The organism is Pseudomonas sp. lyk4-TYG-107 (assembly GCF_030209055.1).
Taxonomy (GTDB): Bacteria; Pseudomonadota; Gammaproteobacteria; order Pseudomonadales; family Pseudomonadaceae; genus Aquipseudomonas; species Aquipseudomonas putida_A.
Genome location: NZ_JARVST010000009.1, coordinates 59,660 through 81,019, shown reverse-complemented (window position 1 = coordinate 81,019; position 21,360 = coordinate 59,660). Strand labels below are relative to the sequence as shown.

The following is a 21,360-nucleotide window of genomic DNA, read 5'->3' as shown; positions in this document are numbered from 1 at the left end:
TCAGAAAATGAAAAATAAACAAAAGCTGATGTGCTAACGCCATAAGGAGGCTCCAGCTCCAACATCACCTACCCAGATGGGAAACAGAACAATGTCCACAACTGAAAGCGTTGAAAAATCCAAACCCGTTCCAATCAACATGAGAGCGGACGAAAAGAAACGTAATCTGATCGATTTGGCAGCCGCCATGTCTGGTCGTGATCGCACAAGTTTTATCCTGGAAGCTGCCTGCCAAAAAGCTGAAGAGGTGATTCTGGATAAACGACTGTTCCTTCTCGACGACAGCGCATTTGACGCATTCGAACAGGCTATTGAAGCCAATCCGGCTCGAGGTAACGAATGCCTGCACCAACTGCTCGCTCGTCCAAAACGTTGGAGTTGACCGCGCCCGAGAAGCTCAACGACCAACACGAACTTGATGCCTTCGATTCTGGTGAGGTGACCATTGACCAATACCTGCAGAGGAAGGCGCGAAAAGCCCAATCCACCAAGCAGGCTGTTGTGTACGTCAGTTGCCTCAAAGGTACGTCGAATGTGATGGCCTACTACACGCTATCCAGCGGATCAGTCGCCCGCGCCAGCGTCATGCCGAAAAGCCGTCAACGCAACTCGCCCAGTGTCCATCCGGTAACTCTATTGGGACGTATGGGCGTAACACGGGAAGCTCAGGGCCAGGGCTTCGCCATCGATTTACTGCAAGATGCGATTGAAAGAGCTCTCAACGCGTCTCAGTCGATCGGATCCAGCGCGATAATTGTTCATCCCTTGAATGATCGGCTGTCGAGCTTTTATATCAAGTACGCGGGATTTATTCCGTGCCCCGACATTTCCCCTATAACACTGATGCTGCCTTTACGCTAAAAGCTTGGATTAATCAGCTATCCGCCAGGTTGTCTCGATAGCGGGTTGATTATGTCGCAACCGCAGAGCAAAAAAGGCGCCCCGAAGGACGCCAAAAAATTCACCTCTGACCAAAGGAGCAAGGAGCTTCTAAAGGTGAATGGTATTGCTCGGGGAAACTCAGAGAATCGCCAGCGGGTATTCGACGATCACCCGCACTTCATCCAGGTCCGATTCGAACGCCGTGGCACGGGTGGTGGCCTGGCGCAAACGCAGTGACAGGTCTTTCATCGAACCGCTCTGCACCACGTATTTGACTTCGATGTCGCGCTCCCAGCGCTTCTGGTCGGTAAGCGGATTGCCTTCGGCATCGCGGCGCATGTACACGGCGTTGGCGTTGGAATAGTCGGCGTCGGTGCCACGTGCGTAACGGGTCATGAACGACAGACCGGGTACGCCGTAGGTGCTCATGTCGAGGTCATAACGCACCATCCACGAACGCTCCTTCGGCGAGTTGAAGTCGCTGTACTGGATCGAGTTGTCGAGGAAGATCGAGTCGGACTGGCGCAGGTAATCGAAGTCGTCGTTGCCGTTGTTGCGCTGGTGGGAGAGGGCGACGGAGTGCGCGCCGAGTTTCACGCCGACGCGGCCGCTCCAGATGTTGTTGTCGAATTCGCCGAGCAGTTGTTTGCCTTCGTCGACTGCCTTGTAATAGTTCAAGCCGCCGAACAGCGACAGGTCATCCGACAGTGGGTAGGTCCATGCGGTGCCGGCGTAATACTGGTTCCAGGCATCCTTGAGGCGACTGGAATACAGGCTGAGACTAAGGTTCTTGTTCAGCACATAATCACCACCGCCATAAGCGATCCACGGCGAGTTGACCGGGCCTGCGTAGAACGTGGCGAAATTTTCGCGCATGTCGCTGGACACCGGTTGGCTCATCGCATGCAAACGACCGCCCTGCACCGACAGACCTTCAATGCTGGTGTTGCTCGCCGTCACCCCGCGAAAGCTTTCCGGCAGCAAGCGCGAGTCACCCGCCGCGACCACCGGATTGGCCGGGAACACATCGCCAACCTTGACCACCGTATCGAACGCCCGAATTTTCGCAGCGCCACCGACCTTGGTGTATTCGTCCCGTGCTTCGCCGTCGCTGTTGACCGGCAACACATCGAACGAACTGCGCCCGCCGTCGCGCCCGTCTCCGGTATCGAGCTTCAGACCGATCATCGCAAACGCATCGACTCCAACCCCGACGGTGCCTTGGGTGAAACCGGATTCGAACTTGCTGATCACGGCATGCGCCCAGGCTTCGGAGTAACCGTTGCCGGTGGGGCTGGACTGGCCGTTGCGATGATCACGATTGAAGTAGAAGTTGCGATTGAGCACCGTCAGGCTGCTGCCCTCGACAAAGCCCTCAGGCTTGTCTTCTGCAAACACCATGGACGGCCCGGTGCCGACCACCACCGCTAAAGCGGCCATCGACATTTTTGTATTGTTAACCATCAAACACTCCTTGGGTTCGGCAGAACGGGAACGTGCGTCGGCGTGGTTTTATTGTTCGGCGGGGCAGGGCCCGCCGGCATTGGTCGCCGGGTAACATCGTTGCAAGCTGCGGATAACGCCAAGGTGATGGGGGAATTACAATTTCGTCATGTGGCTGGAATCAAAACCCCGTGTCAGGTCAGGGCTGCGAGTTGTTCGATTGTCTGTGGAAAACGCTCGACCAGACGGATCAGGGTTGTGGCCTGAGCATTGGGCGTAGCTCGTCCTTGCTCCCAGTTCTCGAGCGTTCGCGTATTGGTGCGTAGATACATCGCGAATACTGACCGGGAGAGATTAAGTTGCTGACGGATGGCTACCACTTCCTCAGCAGTGATCGGCATCAGTTTTGGCAGCTGAACCTTGTGGGTACGCAAGGTGATTTTGCCTTGGCGTTCATCGGCCAGTGCTTCCAGTCCATCCATCAGTTCGGAAAAAATGTCACGTTTCATAGTGGCTTCTCGCGTTGAGTTCTCTATCCAGTGTTTTTCTGAAAAGCTTTTTCTGGGCAGGCGTCAAATCGTCCTGCTCGTTTTTGTTGAAGACGGTAAAGAGCCAGAACTGATCGAAGCCTGACCACCAGTAATAAATCACTCGTAATCCGCTGCGCTTGCCTTTCCCTCTTCGTTGGTCGCTGAAGCGAATTTTACGAAGCCCGCCTGTGTCCTCGATGAGATCGCCCGCCTCCGGATTTTTCAGCAACTCCAGTTGAAAGCTGCGAAACAGATCGTCATCCAGATAGTCGTCTCGGTGCTTCTGAAACACAGGCAATTCGATAAATAGAGCATCCATGTTCTGTACGTTACCTACGTATAGTGTTGTCTCGATAATCGAATCGGTCAAGGCCTCCTGGCCTTGCTTTTCGTCCCTTTTTCAACGGTAGACGCCGGTCGTAAAAACACCTGTAGGACGAATCGACGAGTGTGGTGAGAACGTTCGATTGAGTAGAGAGGAGGCTTAGCAATTGACGTGTCGGAACAATCCGCAGCACTATCGCCCCATGACTGTCCAACTTCGAATGAACATGATGTGCTTCTCCATGACCGCTTCCGGCGGGCCATGAGGTCATACGTGTTTGTCATTTGACGTGTTACCCAAAGCCCCGCCAGCAATGGACGGGGCTTTTTCATGCCCCGTCCGCACATACCTCATGGAGAGAGAAATGTTCGACATCAGAAGAGCTACCCCGGACGATGCCCAGATTGCCTTCGATATCCGGCGACTAGCGATTCGGCATCAGTGCATCGGTGCCTATAGCGAGCAGCAAATGCTCGATTGGACCAAAGGAGCGGCCGAAGACGGCTACGACACGCTGATGGAGAGACATTTCTATCTGGGCTGCATCGAGGGTGAAGCCGTAGCGACCGGCATGCTCGATCTGGATTACCGTGAAATCGGCGCGATCTTCATTCGCCCGGATTTCATGCAGCGTGGGCTGGGCAAGCGTGTTCTGTACTTTCTCGAAGATTTGGCGCGGGATCTCGGGCTGACCGAGGTGTGTCTGGACGCGACGTTGAACGCTGCCGATTTTTACCGGCGCTGCGGTTACGTCGGGGAGGAGAGCGCGGTTTATCAATCACCTTCGGGTCTGCAACTGGCGTGCGTGCCGATGGTGAAGAGGTTGTAAAGATCAAAAGATCGCACTAAAACAAAAACGGCACCCGAAGGTGCCGTTTCCGTTCCAGCCAGCCGAATATCAGCCCGCCAGACCCGCCTGCTGAACCAGAGTCAGCAATGGCTGCGGGTACACACCGAGGAAGAACGCGACCAGGGCGATGGCCAGCAGCATTACGCCGCCTGCCTTCTGTTCCCAGTGCAGCTGGGCGTCGTGGCGGCGCAGGTTCGGTTCGATCAGGTACAGGGTGACCATCACACGCAGGTAGTAGAACACGCCGATGGCGCTGCCCAGTACCAGCGAACCGACCAGCCACCATTGATGCGACTCGACACCGGTGGCGATGATGTAGAACTTGCCGATGAAGCCGGCAGTCAGCGGGATACCGGCCAGCGACAGCATCATCACGGTCAGTACCGCGGTCAGGTACGGACGGCGCCAGAACAGGCCGCGGTACTCGTACAGCGCGTCGGCGTCACGGCCGTTGTACGGCGAGGACATCAGGGTGATCACGCCGAACGCGCCGAGGCTGGTGATCACATAAGTCACCAGATACACGCCGATGGCTTCCACCGCCAGACCCTTGCTCGCCACCAGGGCGATCAGCAGGTAGCCGAAATGCGCGATGGACGAGTAACCGAGCAGACGCTTGAGGTTGCTCTGGGTCAGGGCCAGCAGGTTACCGAACAGGATCGAGGCGACGGCGATCACGCTCAGTACGTCGCTCAGCACGCCACTGCTCGCGGCAGGGGAGATCTGGAACAGACGCACCATCACCGCGAACACGGCAACCTTCGACGCCGTGGCGAGGAACGCGGCGACCGGTGCCGGAGCACCTTCGTACACGTCCGGGGTCCACAGGTGGAACGGTACCAACGACAGCTTGAATGCCAGACCGATCAGCATCATGCCCAGACCCAACTGAGCCAGCGAGCTCGGCAGGTTGGTGGTGGCCAGCGCCTGACCGATACCGACGAAGCTCAGGGTGCCGGCGTCAGCGTAGAGCAGGGCCATACCGAACAACAGGAACGCGGAACCGGCGGCCGACAGCACCATGTACTTGATGCTGGCTTCCAGCGAACGCTTGTTGAAGAAGGCGTAAGCCACCAGACCGTAGACCGGCACCGACAGCAGTTCCAGACCGATGAACAAACCGGCCAGGTGCTGCGCGCTGACCAGAACCAGACCCCCGGCGGCGGCCATCAGGATCAGCAGGTACAGTTCTTCACGGTTGCCCGGGTAACCCGAACCGCCATCGCCGAGGTAGGCGTGGGCGAGGGTTACACAGGCGAGGGTGGCGACCAGGATCAGCGCCATGTACAGGCAGGCGAAGGTGTCGACTTGCAGCAACGGGGTCACGGCCAGAGGCGCGACTTTCAGGGCTGGCAGGATCGACAGCAGGGCCAGGTTCAGACCGGCGACCGAGATCAGGAAGGTCTGCGAGTGGTTGCGGCGCCAGGCGATTGCCAGCATCACCACGATAATGGTGAGGCTGGTGATCAACAGTGGCGCTAGCGCAATAAAGTGTTGAATCGTGAATTCCATAGCGCTCTTACCGGGCCGAAGCGAGTTGAGTGAAGGCGGTGCCGAGCCACTGCTGCACGCCATGCATCGTGGCGGCGGAAGTGTCGAGGAACGGTTGCGGGTAGACGCCGAGGTAAATCAGCAGCGCCGCAAGGCCCAGCACCATGGTCAGTTCGCGACCGTCCATGCCGTGCAGGATCGAATCCGATTTCGACGGACCGAAGTAGGCACGGTGGATCATGATCAGCGAGTAGACCGAACCGAACACCAGACCGGAGGTGGCAATCGCGGTGATCCATGGCGCACTGGCGAACGTACCGATTAGGATCAGGAACTCGCCGACGAAGTTACCGGTACCCGGCAGACCCAGCGAAGCGGCGGCGAAGAACAGGCTGATCGCCGGCAGGTAAGCGATACGCGACCACAGACCGCCCATCTCACGCATGTCACGGGTGTGCAGACGCTCGTACAGCTGACCGCTGAGGATAAACAGGGCCGCGGCCGACAGACCGTGCGCCAGCATCTGGATCACTGCACCTTGCAGCGCCAGTTGGCTGCCGGAGTAGATGCCGATCAGCACGAAGCCCATGTGGGAAACGGACGAGAAGGCGATCAGACGCTTGATGTCGGTTTGCGCGAACGCGAGGAACGCGCCGTAGAAGATCCCGATCAGACCGAGGGTCATGGCGATCGGCGCGAACTCGGCCGAAGCATTCGGGAACAGCGGCAGGGCGAAACGCAGCAGACCGTAGGCCGCGGTTTTCAGCAGGATACCGGCGAGGTCGACGGAACCGGCAGTCGGCGCCTGGGCGTGCGCATCAGGCAGCCACGAGTGGAACGGTACGACTGGCAGCTTGACCGCGAAGGCGATGAAGAAGCCGAGCATCAGGATGTACTCGGTGGTCATCGACATCTTGGTCTTCAACAGGTCGGCGTAGTTGAAGGTAATCACGCCAGTGTTGTTGAAGTTGACCAGCACCAGACCGAGGATCGCCACCAGCATGATCAGGCCGGAAGCCTGAGTGAAGATGAAGAACTTGGTCGCCGCGTAGATCCGGGTTTTCTTGCCGTCCGAAGAACTGTGACCCCAGAGCGCGATGAGGAAGTACATCGGCACCAGCATCATTTCCCAGAAGAAGAAGAACATGAACAGGTCGAGGGCGAGGAACACGCCGACAACGCCGCCCAGGATCCACATCAGGTTCAGGTGGAAGAAGCCAACGTGACGTTGAATCTCTTTCCACGAGCAGAGTACCGAGAGGATACCCAGCAGGCCGGTCAGCAGGATCATCAACAGCGACAGGCCGTCGAGGGCCAGGTGCACGTTGATGCCGAAGCGCTGGATCCAGACGTGCTTGAACTCAAGCGCCCAGGTCGGATCGGCGCCAGGCGCCGGAGCAAATGAATAGTCACCGTGGGCCCACAGCCAGAGGCCGAGGGCGAGTTCCAGGGTCATGGTCAACAGCGCAATCCAGCGGGGGAGGGTAGCGCCGAAGCGCTCACCCATCCAGCACAGCAGGCCGCCGATGAAGGGGATCAGGATTAGCCAAGGCAGAATCATGACGGGCTCGTTTCCTTTCGCAAATTCGCAAGGTTCATATCAGACCGCTACCAGCACGATGGCGCCGATTACCAGCACGGCACCAGCAGCCATCGAGGCGGCATACCAACGCAGTTGACCGGTCTCGGTGCGGCTCAGGGCGGTGTGACCGCCTTTGGCCATACGCGGGATCAGACCGATGGTCTGGTCGAGCGGGTCTCTGCGCAGTACATGGCTGATCGCAAGGTACGGCTTGACGAACAGTTTGTCGTAGATCCAGTCGAAGCCCCAGGCAGCGAACCACCAGGCCGAAAGGAAACGCCCGATGCCGCTGTTGGCGATCGCCGTCACGAAGCGACGCTTGCCGAGGAACAGCAGGGCCGCCAGCAGGATACCGGCCAGGGCGATGGCGCCCGAGGCGATTTCCAGACTGTGCTTGGCTTCGCCACCGGCATGGCCAACGCTTTCCGGCAGTACGCCGTGCAGCGGTGGGACGATCATGGCGCCGACGAAAGTCGACAGCACGATCAGCACCGACAGTGGCAGCCAGTGCGAGATGCCGTGACCGGCGTGGGCTTCAGTCTTGGCTTCACCGTGGAACGTGATGAAGATCAGGCGGAAGGTGTACAGCGAAGTCATGAACGCGCCGACCAGACCTGCGTAAAGCAGACCGTGGTTGCCGCTGGCGAACGCTTCCCAAAGGATTTCGTCCTTGGAGTAGAAGCCTGCGGTGACCAGTGGCAGGGCGGCCAGTGCAGCACCACCGACGATGAAGCTGGCGTAGGCCAGTGGCAGTTTTTTCCACAGACCGCCCATCTTGAAGATGTTCTGCTCGTGGTGGCAGGCAACGATCACCGCACCGGAAGCAAGGAACAGCAGGGCCTTGAAGAAGGCGTGGGTCATCAGGTGGAAAATCGCGCCATCCCAGGCACCCACGCCCAGCGCCAGGAACATGTAGCCGATCTGGCTCATGGTCGAGTAGGCGAGGATACGTTTGATGTCGGTTTGTACCAGTGCGGCGAAACCTGCGAGAACCAGCGTCACACCGCCAACGATGCCGACCAGGTGCAGGATTTCCGGCGCCAGGGTGAACAGACCGTGGGTACGGGCGATCAGGTAGACACCGGCAGTTACCATGGTTGCAGCGTGGATCAGTGCCGACACCGGGGTCGGGCCCGCCATCGCGTCCGCGAGCCAGGTTTGCAGTGGCAGTTGCGCCGATTTACCGACCGCACCACCCAGCAGCATCAGGGTCGCCAGGGTGATCCAGAAGTCGCCGACCTGGAATTTCTGCGGTGCCAGCACCAGCAGTTCCTGGATGTTCAGCGTGCCCACTTGCTGGAACAGGATGAACAGGCCGATGGCCATGAACACGTCGCCGATCCGGGTCACGATGAAGGCCTTGAGTGCGGCGTTACCGTTGTTGCGGTTGCTGTAGTAGAAACCGATCAACAGGTACGAGCACAGGCCCACGCCTTCCCAGCCGAAGTACAGGAATAACAGGTTATCGCCGAGTACCAGGAACAGCATGCTGGCGATAAACAGGTTGGTGTACGAGAAGAAGCGCGAGTAACCCGCTTCGCCGCGCATGTACCAGGACGCGAACAGGTGGATCAAGAAGCCTACGCCCACCACCACGCCGAGCATGGTGATCGACAGGCCATCGATGTAGAGGGCGAAGTCAGGCTTGAAGCCTTCGACCGCCATCCACTTCCACAGCACCAGGGTGTAGTGACCGCCTTCGGGCGGCGCGACGTTGAATTGCCAGATGACGTAGGCGGCGACAATCGCCGACAGGCCGATGGAACCCACGCCGATCAGCGCCGAGAGGTTTTCCGACCAGCGTCCACGGGAGAACGACAGCAGCAGGAAACCGATCAGAGGGAATACAAAAGTCAGAAAGATTAGGTTCATCCGCGCATCTCACTGGCAGCGTCGATATCGAGCGTGTGGAAGCGGCGATACAGTTGCAGCAGGATCGCCAGGCCAATACTGGCCTCGGCGGCTGCCAGGCTGATCACCAGGATGAACATGATCTGTCCATCCGGTTGCGCCCAGCGGGCGCCCGCAACGATGAAGGCCAGGGCAGAGGCGTTCATCATCACTTCCAGACTCATCAACACGAACAAAATGTTGCGGCGGACCATCAGGCCGACCAGACCAAGGCAGAACAGGATGCCGGCAACGGCCAATCCATGTTCGAGAGGGATAGCAGGCATGTCTTACTCCTTCGCCTCGTTACGGCCCAAATGGAACGCCGTGACGGCTGCAGCGAGCAGCAGCATCGAGGCGAGTTCGACCACCAGCAGATACGGACCGAACAGGCTGACGCCCACGGCTTTTGCATCGACGGTGGTGTGGCCGATGGCCTGACCGCTCTGGTGAGCGAACAGCACATACAGCAGTTCGGCCAGCAGCAGGGCGGCGAGAATCACCGGCCCTGCCCAGATGCCGGGCTTGAGCCAGGTGCGTTCCTGCTGAACCGAGGCCGGGCCCAGGTTCAGCATCATCACCACGAACACGAACAGCACCATGATGGCGCCAGCGTAGGCGATCACTTCCAGCACGCCGGCGAACGGTGCGCCGAGGGCGAAGAAGGTCATGGCCACGGCGATCAACGAGATGATCAGGTAGAGCAGGGCGTGCACAGGGTTGGTGTTGGTGACCACACGAAGCGTGGACACAACCGCGATACCCGATGCGAAATAGAAAGCGAATTCCATCGTTCTTCCTTAAGGCAGCAAGCTCTTCACGTTGATCGGTTCGGCTTCGTTCTGCGCAGAGCCTTTCGGCTTGCCAGCGATTGCCATACCTGCAACACGATAGAAGTTGTAATCAGGGTTTTTGCCGGGGCCGGAGATCAAAAGATCTTCTTTCTCGTACACCAGGTCCTGACGTTTGAACTCGGCCATCTCGAAATCCGGAGTTAGCTGGATTGCGGTGGTCGGACAGGCTTCCTCGCAGAGACCGCAGAAAATGCAGCGCGAGAAGTTGATACGGAAGAAGTCCGGGTACCAGCGACCGTCTTCGGTTTCAGCTTTCTGCAGCGAGATGCAACCTACCGGGCAAGCCACGGCGCACAGGTTGCAGGCTACGCAACGCTCTTCGCCATCGGGGTCACGGGTCAGGACGATGCGACCACGGTAGCGTGGTGGCAGGTAGACCGGCTCTTCCGGGTATTGCAGGGTGTCGCGCTTGCGGAAGCCATGGCCGAAGACCATGACCAGGCTGCGCAACTGGGTACCGGTACCCTTAACGATGTCGCCAATATATTTGAACATGGGTCAAATCCTCACTGAACCGCAACCGCAGGTGTGTTCCACAACACAACCGCAGCGGTTATCAGCAAATTGATCAGGGTCAGTGGCAGGCAGAATTTCCAGCTGAAATCCATCACCTGGTCATAACGCGGACGCGGGATGGAAGCGCGCAGCAGGATGAACAGCATGATGAAGAACGCGGTCTTCAGTGCGAACCAGACGAAGGACAGTTGCGGCAGGATGCCGAACGGACCGTGCCAGCCACCGAAGAACAGGGTGACCAGCAGCGCCGAGATCAGGATGATGCCGATGTATTCACCGACGAAGAACATGCCCCATTTCATACCGGCGTATTCAATGTGGTAACCGTCTGCCAGTTCCTGTTCCGCTTCCGGCTGGTCGAACGGGTGACGGTGAGTCACGGCGACGCCAGCGATGAAGAAGGTACAGAAGCCGAAGAACTGCGGAATGATGAACCACAGGTTCTGCGCCTGGTACTCGACGATGTCGCGCATGTTGAACGAGCCGACCTGCACCACGATGCCCATCAGGGCCAGGCCCATGAACACTTCGTAGGACACGGTCTGCGCCGAGGCACGCAAGCTGCCGAGCAGGGCGAACTTGTTGTTACTCGACCAGCCGGCGAACAGCACCGCGTAGACCGACAGACCAGCCATGGCGAAGAAGAACAGCAGGCCGATGTTCAGATCCGCGACGCCCCAGGTCGGGGTGATCGGGATGATCGCAAACGCGATCAGCAGGGCGGACATGGCGACCACCGGTGCCAGGGTGAAGATCACCTTGTCGGCAAACGGCGGGGTCCAGTCTTCCTTGAAGAACATCTTCAGCATGTCGGCGGCGATCTGGAACATGCCGAACGGGCCAACGCGGTTCGGACCGTAACGGTCCTGCCACCAGCCCAGCAGGCGACGTTCGACAAAGCTGAGCAACGCGCCCGCGACCACAACGGCCAGCAGAATCACGATGGCTTTGATGACCGTCAGGATCACATCGATCACTTCAGGGGTGAACCAGGTCATTGCGCTGCCTCCTGCAGACCGTCGACGGACAGGCCGGCGAATGCCGGTGGAATGCCGGCGATGCCCGCAGGCAAGGCCACCAGACCAGCGCCCAGTTCTTCATTGATGCGCAGCGGCAGACGCAGGGTCTGGCCGGCCACATTCAGGCTCAGCAGAGCACCATCGTTGACGCCCAGGCGATCCGCTTCGGATTTGGCCAGCGCCACGTACGGAGCCGGGATGCGTTCCTGTACCGGTGCGGCTTTCGACGAGTTTTCGTCGCTGCCGAACAGGTGGTAGAACGGCACGGCCTGCCAGGTGCCCGGCGCCGGGTTGAATGCGCGCGGAGCGGCAGCGAACCAGTTCAGCGAATCACCGGTGCTTTCGATCAGGCGGGTGCCCGGGTCGCCAGCACGCAGGTGACCGCCGACTTCGTCCTGGAACTTGTTCCAGGCTTGCGGCGAGTTCCAGCCCGGCGACCAGGCGAACGGCACCTGCTGACGCGGTTCGGCCGAGCCCGAGTAACCTTCCATGGAGAAGGCGAACGCGGTGTCTTTGTCTTGCGGGGTGCGCGGTTCGTGAACGCTGATGTCGGCGCGCATCGCGGTGCGACCGGAATAACGCAGCGGTTCACGTGCCAGTTTCAGACCCTTGATGCGGAACGCGGCAGACGGCGCGGCGTCGACGATACGCGCCAGTTGCTCGGTGCTCGACGCCACGGCAGCGGTGACGTGGTCGAGTTGCGTCCAGTCGATCGGCTGGTTCAGCAGGGTCGAGCGCAGGGCGTGCAGCCAGCGCCAGCCTTCGTGAACCAGGATGCTCGCATCCATGTATTGCGGATCGAAAACCTGGAAGAAGCGCTGGGCGCGACCTTCCTGGCTGACCAGCGTACCGTCGCCTTCAGCGAAGCTCGCCGCTGGCAGCACCAGTTGCGCGCGGTCGGTGGTGGCGGTTTTCTGGTGGTCGGCAACGATCACTACTTTCGCAGCGCTCAGTGCGGCATCGACCTTGGCTTTCGAGGTGCGGGTGTACAGATCGTTTTCCAGCACGACGATGGCGTCGGCCTTGCCGTCGATCACGGCTTGCAGCGCCGCGTCGACCGATTCGCCACCGAGCATGGCCAGGCCAAGGCTGTTGGCTTCCGGCACGATCAGGCTGATCGAACCGTTCTTCTCGCGCAGCTTCAGGGCCTTGGCGATGTTCGCCGCCGCTTCAATCAAGGCTTTGGAACCCAGCGAAGTACCGGCGATGATCAGCGGACGTTTGGCCGCGAGCAGGGCGTCGGCAATGCGCTTGGCCAGTTCCAGTGCTTCAGCATCCAGACCTTCAACGGCCGGTGCGCTGGCATCCAGCGCGTGAGCCACGGCGAAACCGATGCGCGCCAGATCATCCGGAGCGGCGTGAACGCACTCTTCCGCGATGTCGTCGAGCTTGGTTTCCGCCAGGCTGGCGATGAACAGCGGGTTCAGTTCGTGCTGACCGATGTTCTTCACCGCGGCGTCGAGCCATGGCTGAACGCGCATGGCTTCGGCCATGTCTTCAGCTTTGCCCTTGACCGACTGACGCAGGGACAACGCCATACGGGCGGCGGTCTGGGTCAGGTCTTCACCGAGGACGAACACAGCGTCGTGGTCTTCGATGTCGCGCATGTTCGGCACAGGCAACGGGCTGTCTTTGAGCACTTGCAGGACCAGACGGATGCGCTCCAGTTCGGAGGCTTCTATACCGGAGTAGAAGTGCTCGGCGCCCACCAGCTCACGCAGCGCGTAGTTGCTTTCGAGGCTGGCACGCGGCGAACCGATACCGACGATGTTGCGACCGCGCAGCAGGTCAGCGGCTTTATCCAGCGCGGCATCCAGACCGAGCTTGGTGCCGTCGGCCAGCAGCGGCTGACGTGGACGGTCGGTGCGGTTGACGTAGCCATAACCGAAACGGCCACGGTCGCACAGGAAGTACTGGTTCACCGAACCGTTGAAACGGTTTTCGATGCGACGCAGTTCGCCGTAACGCTCGCCCGGGGAAATGTTGCAACCGCTGGAGCAGCCATGGCAGATGCTCGGCGAGAACTGCATGTCCCACTTGCGGTTGTAGCGCTCGGAGTGAGTCTTGTCGGTGAACACACCGGTCGGGCAGACCTCGGTGAGGTTGCCGGAGAACTCGCTTTCGAGGGTGCCGTCTTCAACGCGACCGAAGTACACGTTGTCGTGGGCGCCGAATACACCGAGGTCGGTGCCGCCGGCGTAGTCCTTGTAGAAACGCACGCAGCGATAGCAGGCGATGCAGCGGTTCATTTCGTGGGAAATGAACGGGCCCAGTTGCTGGTTCTGGTGGGTGCGTTTGGTGAAGCGATAACGGCGCTCGTTGTGGCCGGTCATCACCGTCATGTCTTGCAGGTGGCAGTGACCGCCTTCTTCGCACACGGGGCAGTCGTGCGGGTGGTTGGTCATCAGCCATTCGACAACACTGGCGCGGAACGCCTTGGATTCTTCATCGTCGATGGAGATCCAGGTGTTGTCGGTGGCAGGGGTCATGCAGGACATGACGATGCGACCACGGGTGTCGTTCTCGTCGGTGTACTGCTTGACCGCGCACTGGCGGCAGGCCCCGACGCTACCAAGCGCGGGGTGCCAGCAGAAATAAGGGATGTCGAGGCCCAGCGACAGACATGCCTGTAACAGGTTGTCTGCCCCGTCGACTTCGAGCGCTTTGCCGTCTACGTGGATAGTGGCCATGGTTCAAAGGTCTTCGTTGGCCCGGTGTCAGCGGGCGTGGCTAATGGAATCTTGTTATCCGTCCGAATCCAGTCAGCCCCGAAAGGCGTCATCGGACGAAAGGCGAAGGGCACGGACCCTTCGCCTTTTTAAGCGTTTACGCGCCGACTACGATCGGCCTTGCCAGAGGCGGGACGGCGGCGCTTGCGGGCGCGATACCGGCTTCGAACTCTGGACGGAAGTATTTGATGGCACTGCCCAACGGCTCCACGGCACCCGGTGCGTGAGCACAGAAGGTCTTGCCTGGGCCGAGGAAGCCGACCAGACCCAGCAGGGTCTCGATGTCGCCTGGCTGACCGCGGCCCTCTTCGATGGCCATCAAAAGCTTGACGCTCCATGGCAAGCCATCACGGCACGGGGTGCAGAAGCCGCAGGACTCGCGGGCGAAGAACTGCTCCATGTTGCGCAGCAAGGAGACCATGTTGACGCTGTCGTCCACCGCCATCGCCAGGCCGGTACCCATCCGGGTGCCCACTTTGGCGATGCCGCCGGCGTACATTTGTGCGTCGAGGTGTTCCGGCAACAGGAAACCGGTACCGGCGCCACCTGGCTGCCAGGCCTTGAGCTTGTAACCGTCGCGCATGCCGCCGGCGTAGTCTTCGAACAGCTCGCGACCGGTGACGCCGAATGGCAGTTCCCACAGGCCCGGATTCTTGACCTTGCCGGAGAAGCCCATGAGCTTGGTGCCCATGTCTTCGCTGCCTTCGCGGGCCAACGATTTGTACCAGTCAACGCCGTCGGCAATGATCGCCGGCACGTTGCACAGGGTTTCCACGTTGTTCACGCAGGTCGGCTTGCCCCACACGCCGACGGCGGCAGGGAAGGGCGGCTTGGAGCGCGGGTTGGCGCGGCGGCCTTCGAGGGAGTTGATCAGTGCGGTTTCTTCACCGCAGATGTAACGTCCGGCGCCGGTGTGGACGAACAGTTCGAAATCGAAACCGCTGCCCAGAATGTTCTTGCCCAGCAGGCCCGCAGCCTTGGCTTCTTCCACGGCACGATTCAAGTGCTTGGCGGCGGTGGTGTACTCGCCACGCAGGAAGATGTAGCCACGGTAGGTTTTCAGTGCGCGGGCACTGATCAGCATGCCTTCGATCAGCAGATGGGGCAGTTGCTCCATCAGCATGCGGTCTTTCCAGGTGTTCGGCTCCATTTCATCCGCGTTGCACAGCAGGTAGCGGATGTTGATGTATTCGTCCTTGGGCATCAGGCCCCACTTCACACCAGTGGGGAAGCCTGCACCGCCGCGACCTTTGAGGCCGGCGTCTTTCACGGTCTGGACGATGTCGTCCTGAGCCATGTCGGCGAAGGCTTTGCGCGCGGCGGCGTAACCGTTCTTGGCCTGGTATTCGTCGAGCCACACGGCTTCGCCGTCGTCACGCAGACGCCAGGTCAGCGGGTGAGTCTCGGCCGAACGCTTGATGCGGTTGGCGGGACCGAAAGATGTCAGGGTCATACGTAGCCCTCGAGCAGTTTGGCCACGCCGGCAGGCTGCACGTCGCCAAAGGTGTCGTCGTCGATCATCAGCGCCGGTGCCTTGTCGCAGTTGCCGAGGCAGCAGACAGGCAGCAGGGTGAAACGACCGTCGGCGGTGGTCTGACCCAGGCCGATGCCCAGATTGTTCTGGATTTCGCTGACCACCGACTCGTGGCCGCCGATGTAGCAGACCATGCTGTCGCAGACGCGGATGATGTGGCGGCCGACCGGCTGACGGAAGATCTGGCTGTAGAACGTCGCCACACCTTCAACGTCGCTGGCCGGGATGCCGAGGATCTCGCCGATCGCGTACAGGGCGCCATCCGGCACCCAGCCGCGTTCCTTCTGAACGATCTTCAGGGCTTCGATCGACGCCGCGCGCGGGTCTTCGTAGTGATGCAGCTCGTGCTCGATGGCCGAGCGCTCGGTTTCACTCAAGGTGAAACGGTCTGTCTGGATAAGCGTGCTGTTCATGCTTAGCGGTCCACGTCGGCCATAACGAAGTCGATACTACCCAGGTACGCAATCAAGTCCGCGACCATGCTGCCTTTGATCACCGAAGGGATCTGTTGCAGGTGCGGGAAGCTCGGAGTACGGATCCGGGTACGGTAGCTCATGGTGCCGCCGTCGCTCGTCAGGTAATAACTGTTGATGCCCTTGGTCGCTTCGATCATCTGGAAGGATTCGTTGGCCGGCATGACCGGACCCCACGAAACTTGCAGGAAGTGCGTGATCAGGGTTTCGATGTGCTGCAGCGTGCGCTCTTTCGGCGGCGGCGTGGTCAGCGGGTGATCCGCCTTGTACGGGCCTTCCGGCATATTGCGCATGCACTGGTCGATGATCTTGATGCTCTGGCGCATCTCTTCGACGCGGACCATGCAGCGATCGTAGGCATCGCCATTGGCGGCCAGCGGTACTTCGAACTCGAAGTTCTCGTAGCCGGAGTATGGGCGCGCTTTACGCAGGTCGAAGTCGCAACCGGTCGAACGCAGGCCGGCACCGGTGACGCCCCATTCCAGGGCCTCTTTGGTGTTGTACTGGGCGACGCCGATGGTCCGGCCCTTGAGGATGCTGTTCTGCAGGGCCGCCTTGGTGTATTCGTCGAGGCGCTTCGGCAGCCATTCAACGAAGTCTTTCACCAGTTTGTCCCAGCCGCGCGGCAGGTCGTGGGCGACGCCACCGATGCGGTACCAGGCCGGGTGCAGACGGAAACCGGTAATGGCTTCGATCACCGTGTACGCCTTCTGGCGGTCGGTGAAGGTGAAGAACACCGGGGTCATGGCGCCGACGTCCTGGATGTAGGTCCCCAGGAACAGCAGGTGGCTGGTGATCCGGAAGAACTCGGCCATCATGATGCGGATGACGTCGACCTTCTCCGGGACCTTGATGCCGGCCAGCTTCTCGACCGAGAGCACGTATGGCAGGTTGTTCATCACGCCGCCGAGGTAGTCGATACGGTCGGTGTACGGGATGAAACTGTGCCAGGACTGACGCTCGGCCATCTTCTCGGCACCACGGTGGTGGTAACCGATGTCTGGTACGCAGTCGACGATCTCTTCGCCATCGAGTTGCAGAATGATGCGGAACGCACCGTGAGCCGAAGGGTGGTTCGGGCCCAGGTTGAGGAACATGTAGTCCTCGTTAGCCCCGGAACGCTTCATGCCCCAGTCTTCAGGACGGAAGCGCGCAGCTTCTTCCTCAAGCTGCTGCTTGGCGAGGTTGAGGCTGAACGGATCGAATTCGGTGGCGCGCGCCGGGAAGTCCTTGCGCAGCGGGTGACCTTCCCAGGTCGGCGGCATCATGATGCGCGATAGGTGCGGGTGGCCTTTGAAGTCGATGCCGTACATGTCCCAGACTTCACGCTCGTACCAGTTGGCGTTCGGCCAGATGCTGGTGACGGTCGGCAAGCTCAGGTCGCTTTCGGACAAGGCGACTTTGATCATCACGTCACTATTACGCTCAAGCGACATGAGGTGATAGAACACGGTGAAGTCGGCGCCCGATGGCAGCCCTTGACGCTTGGTGCGCAGGCGCTCGTCCACGCCGTGCAGGTCATAGAGCATGACGTACGGCTTGGGCAGGTTGCGCAGGAAGGTCAGGACTTCGACGAGTCTGGCGCGCGCCACCCACAGCACCGGCATGCCGGTGCGGGTCGACTGAGCGGTGAACGCTTCGGCGCCAAAACGGTTGTTCAATTCGACGACCACATCCTGGTCGTCTGCCTTATAAGGCGGGATGTACAGAGCGCTGCCTGTAGTCATGGTTATTTTTTCGCTTTCGGTCAACGTAAAGAATGAAGCCAGCTTCTCGTTTCTTTGAAACAGACTGGATCAGACTTCGTCAGGGCTGCGCAGATTGGTGACTGCGATTCGCTGTTCGCGGCGCTGTTCCTTTTGCGAAGGCATGTCGGCGCGATAAACGCCTTGGTCGCCAACGACCCAGGAAAGCGGACGACGCTCCTGTCCAATCGATTCCTGCAACAGCATCAAGCCTTGCAGGAATGCTTCTGGACGAGGCGGGCAGCCAGGTACGTAGACGTCCACGGGCAGGAACTTGTCCACCCCTTGAACCACGGAGTAGATGTCGTACATGCCACCGGAGTTGGCGCACGAACCCATGGAGATAACCCACTTAGGCTCGAGCATCTGCTCGTAGAGACGCTGAATGATCGGCGCCATCTTGATGAAGCAGGTACCGGCGATAACCATGAAGTCGGCCTGACGCGGTGATGCCCGGATAACTTCGGCGCCAAAGCGCGCGATGTCGTGGGGCGCCGTGAAGGCGGTGGTCATTTCCACGTAGCAGCACGAAAGGCCGAAGTTGTACGGCCACAGGGAGTTTTTACGCCCCCAGTTGACCGCGCCACTCAGCACGTCTTCGAGCTTGCCCATGAAAATGTTTTTGTGAACTTGATCCTCTAACGGATCGGAAACGGTTTCCCGTTCGCCGATCGGATACTGCTCGTTAGGAGCATCGGGGTCGATTCTGGTGAGATTGTATTGCATTGCCAAAGCCTCATTGTTTCAGCTTCGCCTGCCGCTTGCGACGAGCTTCCGGAGCCCAGTCAAGGGCGCCCACTCGGAACAGGTAGACAAGACCTGCCAACAGAATTGCTATGAAAACGAGAGCTTCGACGAATCCGGTCCAGCCGCTTTCGCGGACGGACACAGACCATGCAAAGAGAAAGAGGGCTTCGATATCGAAGATCACGAACAGCATCGCGACCAGATAGAATTTGGCTGAGAGCCGCAAGCGGGCGCCACCTGTAGGTAGCATGCCGGACTCGAACGGTTCGTTTTTGCTGCGGCCCCAGGCTTTTGACCCGAGGAGGCTGGAGACGCCAAGCATGAAGGCACACAGGCCGACGACACCCAGAAGGAAAATGGCAAAGCCCCAGTTGTGGGCCATGAGTCCTGTCGCTTCGGGCATGCTGGTAATCCTTAACAGAGAGCAAAGGTCTCTGAGCTTGATAAAGAAATAGGCAGTGACGATATGTCGCAGCAATCAATCGCGCTGATTTTATGGCTAAACACCCGGCAAGTAAAATTCCTATAGCGAAATTATTTATTGGAATAAGGACATAGCGTACCTCCAATGCCCTGCAGCCCATGCGTTGCGGGCATTAGCCGGGTTTATGCAAATAATGTTTTGTAGGGAATGTAACGAACATAGTTGCAGCTAAATGATAATTGATATCGTTTGGAGTGGTTTTGTAACTGTTTAGCGGTGCAGTAAACAGAAAGTTGTCTTATATGCCCGTTACTGCAAGTAGCGGTGGCGCCCGTTTTAGCTGATTTTTCTGACCTGAGTACTGGTCTGGATCAATGTTTTGTCGCACGGCCGGCGCTGAACCTTTGGGAGCGGGCTTGCTCGCGAAGGCGGTGGGTCAGTCGCGCATGTGCAAGCTGACACTACGCTTTCGCGAGCAAGCCCGCTCCCACAGGGGTTTTGTGGTGTTTGGGGAATCGGCGCGCAAAAAAAAACGCCCCGAACCAGTCGGGGCGTCAGTCTTGCGGCTTTGCGGTTAGCTTTCTATACGATCCGCAAAGGCCGTTTGCTCAGCGAAGCTGAATCAGTGGAACTGTTCTTCTTCGGTCGAACCGGTCAGCGCGGTCACCGAGGACGAGCCACCCTGAATCACGGTGGTCATGTCGTCGAAGTAGCCGGTGCCCACTTCCTGCTGGTGAGCCACGAAGGTGTAACCCTTGGCGGCGTCAGCGAATTCCTGCTCCTGCAGCTTCACGTAGGCAGTCATGTCGTTGCGGGCGTAGTCGTGCGCCAGGTTGAACATGCTGTGCCACATGTTGTGAATGCCGGCCAGGGTGATGAACTGGTGCTTGTAACCCATGGCGGACAGTTCGCGCTGGAACTTGGCGATGGTCGCGTCGTCCAGGTTTTTCTTCCAGTTGAAGGAAGGCGAGCAGTTGTACGACAGCAGTTGGTCCGGGTATTCCTTCTTGATCGCTTCAGCGAAGCGACGGGCTTCTTCCAGATCCGGTTTGGCGGTTTCGCACCAGATCAGGTCGGCGTACGGTGCGTAGGCCAGGCCACGGGCAATCGCCTGATCCAGACCGGCACGTACCTTGTAGAAGCCTTCCTGAGTACGCTCGCCTGTCACGAACGGCTGGTCGTACGGATCGCAGTCCGAAGTCAGCAGGTCAGCCGCGTTGGCGTCGGTACGCGCCAGGATGATGGTCGGCGTGCCGGCAACGTCAGCCGCCAGACGAGCAGCGGTCAGCTTCTGTACGGCTTCCTGAGTAGGAACCAGTACCTTGCCGCCCATGTGGCCGCATTTTTTCACGGAAGCCAGTTGGTCTTCGAAGTGAACGCCGGCGGCGCCTGCTTCGATCATGCTCTTCATCAGCTCGTAGGCGTTCAGCACGCCGCCGAAACCGGCTTCAGCGTCAGCCACGATTGGCGCGAAGTAGTCGATGTAGCCTTCGTCGCCCGGGTTCTTGCCGGCCTTCCACTGGATCTGGTCAGCACGACGGAACGAGTTGTTGATGCGCTTGACCACGGTTGGCACCGAGTCCACCGGGTACAGCGACTGGTCCGGGTACATCGATTCTGCGGAGTTGTTGTCCGCAGCCACTTGCCAGCCCGACAGGTAGATCGCCTGGATACCGGCCTTGACCTGCTGAACAGCCTGGCCACCGGTCAGGGCGCCCATGCAGTTGACGAAATCTTTCTCTGGGCGGAAGGACGGCTTGGCACCCTGGGTCACCAGGTTCCACAGCTTCTCGGCGCCCATTTTCGCAAAGGTGTGCTCAGGCTGAACCGAGCCACGCAGACGGACGACGTCAGCAGCGGAGTAAGTGCGAGTCACGCCTTTCCAGCGCGGGTTTTCAGCCCAGTCTTTTTCAAGGGCTGCAATTTGCTGTTCGCGTGTCAGTGCCATGGAGATAAACCTCGTCGCGTCTTTATGAAAAGTTGTTCTGCGGTGGAAAATTCCTGCGCTCGCTGACCAGAAGCTTAGGTGGTCAAGTCGGGTTCGGCGGGGTAGGCGACGGGATGAACGATGGGCTCGAGGGGAAGTGAGCAGGTAGTGGCGGACTGCGGGCGCATTCGGGCGTCGTGGGCCTTTATACGGACTACAGCGTGAAGCCGGGTTACCTAATTACGCTTCCGTCCCTCGGGACAACTTCGTTCCAGTCGGCAACCTCGTCAAACACACCTTGTGGGCGGTACAGACACGAAGCGGTTCGCGGGGTAGGTGCGAACGTCGCTTCGAAGGCCCTTGCCAGGGCCTCTGATTAGCGGGAGCGAGGCCATCATG

The 21,360-nt window shown here is 59.5% G+C and carries 20 protein-coding genes; 3 read left to right on the top strand and 17 right to left on the bottom strand.

Annotated features, from left to right (window positions below; genetic code table 11):
• The first annotated feature begins 91 nt into the window (after positions 1-91).
• Together QRN61_RS09720 and QRN61_RS09715 are read left to right on the top strand one after the other, a co-directional pair.
• Complete coding sequence (locus tag QRN61_RS09720; protein ID WP_041073246.1) at positions 92-382, top strand: type II toxin-antitoxin system TacA family antitoxin; 291 nt, start codon at positions 92-94, stop codon at positions 380-382.
• Positions 340-861, top strand: coding sequence for a GNAT family N-acetyltransferase (locus QRN61_RS09715; RefSeq protein WP_052510612.1), 522 nt, complete (start codon positions 340-342; stop codon positions 859-861). The genes QRN61_RS09720 and QRN61_RS09715 overlap by 43 nt, the downstream gene beginning before the upstream one ends.
• Positions 862-1,020: 159 nt before the next feature.
• Here the strand turns inward: QRN61_RS09715 and QRN61_RS09710 are convergent, their stop codons facing one another.
• From QRN61_RS09710 to QRN61_RS09700, 3 genes are all read right to left on the bottom strand, one after another.
• Complete coding sequence (locus QRN61_RS09710) at positions 1,021-2,346, bottom strand: OprD family porin (protein WP_285373671.1); 1,326 nt, start codon at positions 2,344-2,346, stop codon at positions 1,021-1,023.
• Between the two features lie 173 nt (positions 2,347-2,519).
• Entirely contained in the window at positions 2,520-2,834 is a 315-nt protein-coding gene (locus QRN61_RS09705; protein ID WP_007964870.1) for a helix-turn-helix domain-containing protein, read from the bottom strand.
• On the bottom strand, positions 2,824-3,174 hold the full coding sequence (locus QRN61_RS09700; RefSeq protein ID WP_027614658.1) for a type II toxin-antitoxin system RelE/ParE family toxin: 351 nt from the start codon (positions 3,172-3,174) through the stop codon (positions 2,824-2,826). The genes QRN61_RS09705 and QRN61_RS09700 overlap by 11 nt, the downstream gene beginning before the upstream one ends.
• 370 nt (positions 3,175-3,544) lie before the next feature.
• Between QRN61_RS09700 and QRN61_RS09695 the strand changes: the two genes are divergently transcribed.
• Positions 3,545-4,009 carry a GNAT family N-acetyltransferase gene (locus QRN61_RS09695; RefSeq protein ID WP_285373670.1) on the top strand — a complete coding sequence of 155 codons (465 nt, stop codon included), beginning with the start codon at positions 3,545-3,547 and terminating at the stop codon, positions 4,007-4,009.
• Between the two features lie 69 nt (positions 4,010-4,078).
• Here the strand turns inward: QRN61_RS09695 and nuoN are convergent, their stop codons facing one another.
• From nuoN to aceA, 14 genes are all read right to left on the bottom strand, one after another.
• Positions 4,079-5,542, bottom strand: coding sequence for an NADH-quinone oxidoreductase subunit NuoN (nuoN, locus tag QRN61_RS09690; protein WP_285373669.1), 1,464 nt, complete (start codon positions 5,540-5,542; stop codon positions 4,079-4,081).
• A 7-nt stretch (positions 5,543-5,549) separates the two neighbouring features.
• Positions 5,550-7,082 carry an NADH-quinone oxidoreductase subunit M gene (nuoM, locus tag QRN61_RS09685; protein WP_027614661.1) on the bottom strand — a complete coding sequence of 511 codons (1,533 nt, stop codon included), beginning with the start codon at positions 7,080-7,082 and terminating at the stop codon, positions 5,550-5,552.
• 39 nt (positions 7,083-7,121) lie between these two features.
• Entirely contained in the window at positions 7,122-8,975 is a 1,854-nt protein-coding gene (gene nuoL / locus QRN61_RS09680) for an NADH-quinone oxidoreductase subunit L (protein ID WP_007964862.1), read from the bottom strand.
• Positions 8,972-9,280 carry an NADH-quinone oxidoreductase subunit NuoK gene (nuoK, locus tag QRN61_RS09675; protein ID WP_003180046.1) on the bottom strand — a complete coding sequence of 103 codons (309 nt, stop codon included), beginning with the start codon at positions 9,278-9,280 and terminating at the stop codon, positions 8,972-8,974. Before nuoK ends, nuoL begins: the two co-directional genes overlap by 4 nt.
• Positions 9,281-9,283: 3 nt before the next feature.
• A complete protein-coding gene (gene nuoJ / locus QRN61_RS09670) occupies positions 9,284-9,784 on the bottom strand; it encodes an NADH-quinone oxidoreductase subunit J (protein ID WP_003223793.1) in 501 nt (166 codons plus the stop codon).
• A gap of 9 nt (positions 9,785-9,793) precedes the next feature.
• A complete protein-coding gene (gene nuoI, locus QRN61_RS09665; RefSeq protein WP_003223795.1) occupies positions 9,794-10,342 on the bottom strand; it encodes an NADH-quinone oxidoreductase subunit NuoI in 549 nt (182 codons plus the stop codon).
• Between the two features lie 11 nt (positions 10,343-10,353).
• On the bottom strand, positions 10,354-11,361 hold the full coding sequence (nuoH, locus tag QRN61_RS09660) for an NADH-quinone oxidoreductase subunit NuoH (protein ID WP_007964859.1): 1,008 nt from the start codon (positions 11,359-11,361) through the stop codon (positions 10,354-10,356).
• Positions 11,358-14,072 (bottom strand): NADH-quinone oxidoreductase subunit NuoG, encoded by a 2,715-nt coding sequence (nuoG, locus tag QRN61_RS09655; protein ID WP_096795641.1) that lies wholly within the window; start codon positions 14,070-14,072, stop codon positions 11,358-11,360. The genes nuoH and nuoG overlap by 4 nt, the downstream gene beginning before the upstream one ends.
• Before the next feature lie 136 nt (positions 14,073-14,208).
• Positions 14,209-15,564 carry an NADH-quinone oxidoreductase subunit NuoF gene (gene nuoF / locus QRN61_RS09650; protein ID WP_285373668.1) on the bottom strand — a complete coding sequence of 452 codons (1,356 nt, stop codon included), beginning with the start codon at positions 15,562-15,564 and terminating at the stop codon, positions 14,209-14,211.
• Positions 15,561-16,058 (bottom strand): NADH-quinone oxidoreductase subunit NuoE, encoded by a 498-nt coding sequence (gene nuoE / locus QRN61_RS09645; protein WP_003223804.1) that lies wholly within the window; start codon positions 16,056-16,058, stop codon positions 15,561-15,563. Before nuoE ends, nuoF begins: the two co-directional genes overlap by 4 nt.
• A 2-nt stretch (positions 16,059-16,060) precedes the next feature.
• Complete coding sequence (gene nuoC, locus QRN61_RS09640) at positions 16,061-17,845, bottom strand: NADH-quinone oxidoreductase subunit C/D (RefSeq protein ID WP_027614664.1); 1,785 nt, start codon at positions 17,843-17,845, stop codon at positions 16,061-16,063.
• A gap of 69 nt (positions 17,846-17,914) precedes the next feature.
• Entirely contained in the window at positions 17,915-18,589 is a 675-nt protein-coding gene (locus QRN61_RS09635; protein ID WP_003223809.1) for a NuoB/complex I 20 kDa subunit family protein, read from the bottom strand.
• A gap of 10 nt (positions 18,590-18,599) precedes the next feature.
• Positions 18,600-19,013 carry an NADH-quinone oxidoreductase subunit A gene (locus QRN61_RS09630; protein WP_003223812.1) on the bottom strand — a complete coding sequence of 138 codons (414 nt, stop codon included), beginning with the start codon at positions 19,011-19,013 and terminating at the stop codon, positions 18,600-18,602.
• Between the two features lie 643 nt (positions 19,014-19,656).
• Complete coding sequence (aceA, locus tag QRN61_RS09625) at positions 19,657-20,982, bottom strand: isocitrate lyase (RefSeq protein ID WP_003223815.1); 1,326 nt, start codon at positions 20,980-20,982, stop codon at positions 19,657-19,659.
• Between the last annotated feature and the right edge of the window lie 378 nt (positions 20,983-21,360).

Bases quoted from the DNA above. Each gene is read 5' to 3' on its own strand.
- QRN61_RS09720 (WP_041073246.1), top strand. From the start codon at position 92: ATGTCCACAACTGAAAGCGTTGAAAAATCCAAACCCGTTCCAATCAAC.
- QRN61_RS09715 (WP_052510612.1), top strand. From the start codon at position 340: ATGCCTGCACCAACTGCTCGCTCGTCCAAAACGTTGGAGTTGACCGCG.
- QRN61_RS09710 (WP_285373671.1), bottom strand. From the start codon at position 2,346: ATGGTTAACAATACAAAAATGTCGATGGCCGCTTTAGCGGTGGTGGTC.
- QRN61_RS09705 (WP_007964870.1), bottom strand. From the start codon at position 2,834: ATGAAACGTGACATTTTTTCCGAACTGATGGATGGACTGGAAGCACTG.
- QRN61_RS09700 (WP_027614658.1), bottom strand. From the start codon at position 3,174: ATGGATGCTCTATTTATCGAATTGCCTGTGTTTCAGAAGCACCGAGAC.
- QRN61_RS09695 (WP_285373670.1), top strand. From the start codon at position 3,545: ATGTTCGACATCAGAAGAGCTACCCCGGACGATGCCCAGATTGCCTTC.
- nuoN (WP_285373669.1), bottom strand. From the start codon at position 5,542: ATGGAATTCACGATTCAACACTTTATTGCGCTAGCGCCACTGTTGATC.
- nuoM (WP_027614661.1), bottom strand. From the start codon at position 7,082: ATGATTCTGCCTTGGCTAATCCTGATCCCCTTCATCGGCGGCCTGCTG.
- nuoL (WP_007964862.1), bottom strand. From the start codon at position 8,975: ATGAACCTAATCTTTCTGACTTTTGTATTCCCTCTGATCGGTTTCCTG.
- nuoK (WP_003180046.1), bottom strand. From the start codon at position 9,280: ATGCCTGCTATCCCTCTCGAACATGGATTGGCCGTTGCCGGCATCCTG.
- nuoJ (WP_003223793.1), bottom strand. From the start codon at position 9,784: ATGGAATTCGCTTTCTATTTCGCATCGGGTATCGCGGTTGTGTCCACG.
- nuoI (WP_003223795.1), bottom strand. From the start codon at position 10,342: ATGTTCAAATATATTGGCGACATCGTTAAGGGTACCGGTACCCAGTTG.
- nuoH (WP_007964859.1), bottom strand. From the start codon at position 11,361: ATGACCTGGTTCACCCCTGAAGTGATCGATGTGATCCTGACGGTCATC.
- nuoG (WP_096795641.1), bottom strand. From the start codon at position 14,072: ATGGCCACTATCCACGTAGACGGCAAAGCGCTCGAAGTCGACGGGGCA.
- nuoF (WP_285373668.1), bottom strand. From the start codon at position 15,564: ATGACCCTGACATCTTTCGGTCCCGCCAACCGCATCAAGCGTTCGGCC.
- nuoE (WP_003223804.1), bottom strand. From the start codon at position 16,058: ATGAACAGCACGCTTATCCAGACAGACCGTTTCACCTTGAGTGAAACC.
- nuoC (WP_027614664.1), bottom strand. From the start codon at position 17,845: ATGACTACAGGCAGCGCTCTGTACATCCCGCCTTATAAGGCAGACGAC.
- QRN61_RS09635 (WP_003223809.1), bottom strand. From the start codon at position 18,589: ATGCAATACAATCTCACCAGAATCGACCCCGATGCTCCTAACGAGCAG.
- QRN61_RS09630 (WP_003223812.1), bottom strand. From the start codon at position 19,013: ATGCCCGAAGCGACAGGACTCATGGCCCACAACTGGGGCTTTGCCATT.
- aceA (WP_003223815.1), bottom strand. From the start codon at position 20,982: ATGGCACTGACACGCGAACAGCAAATTGCAGCCCTTGAAAAAGACTGG.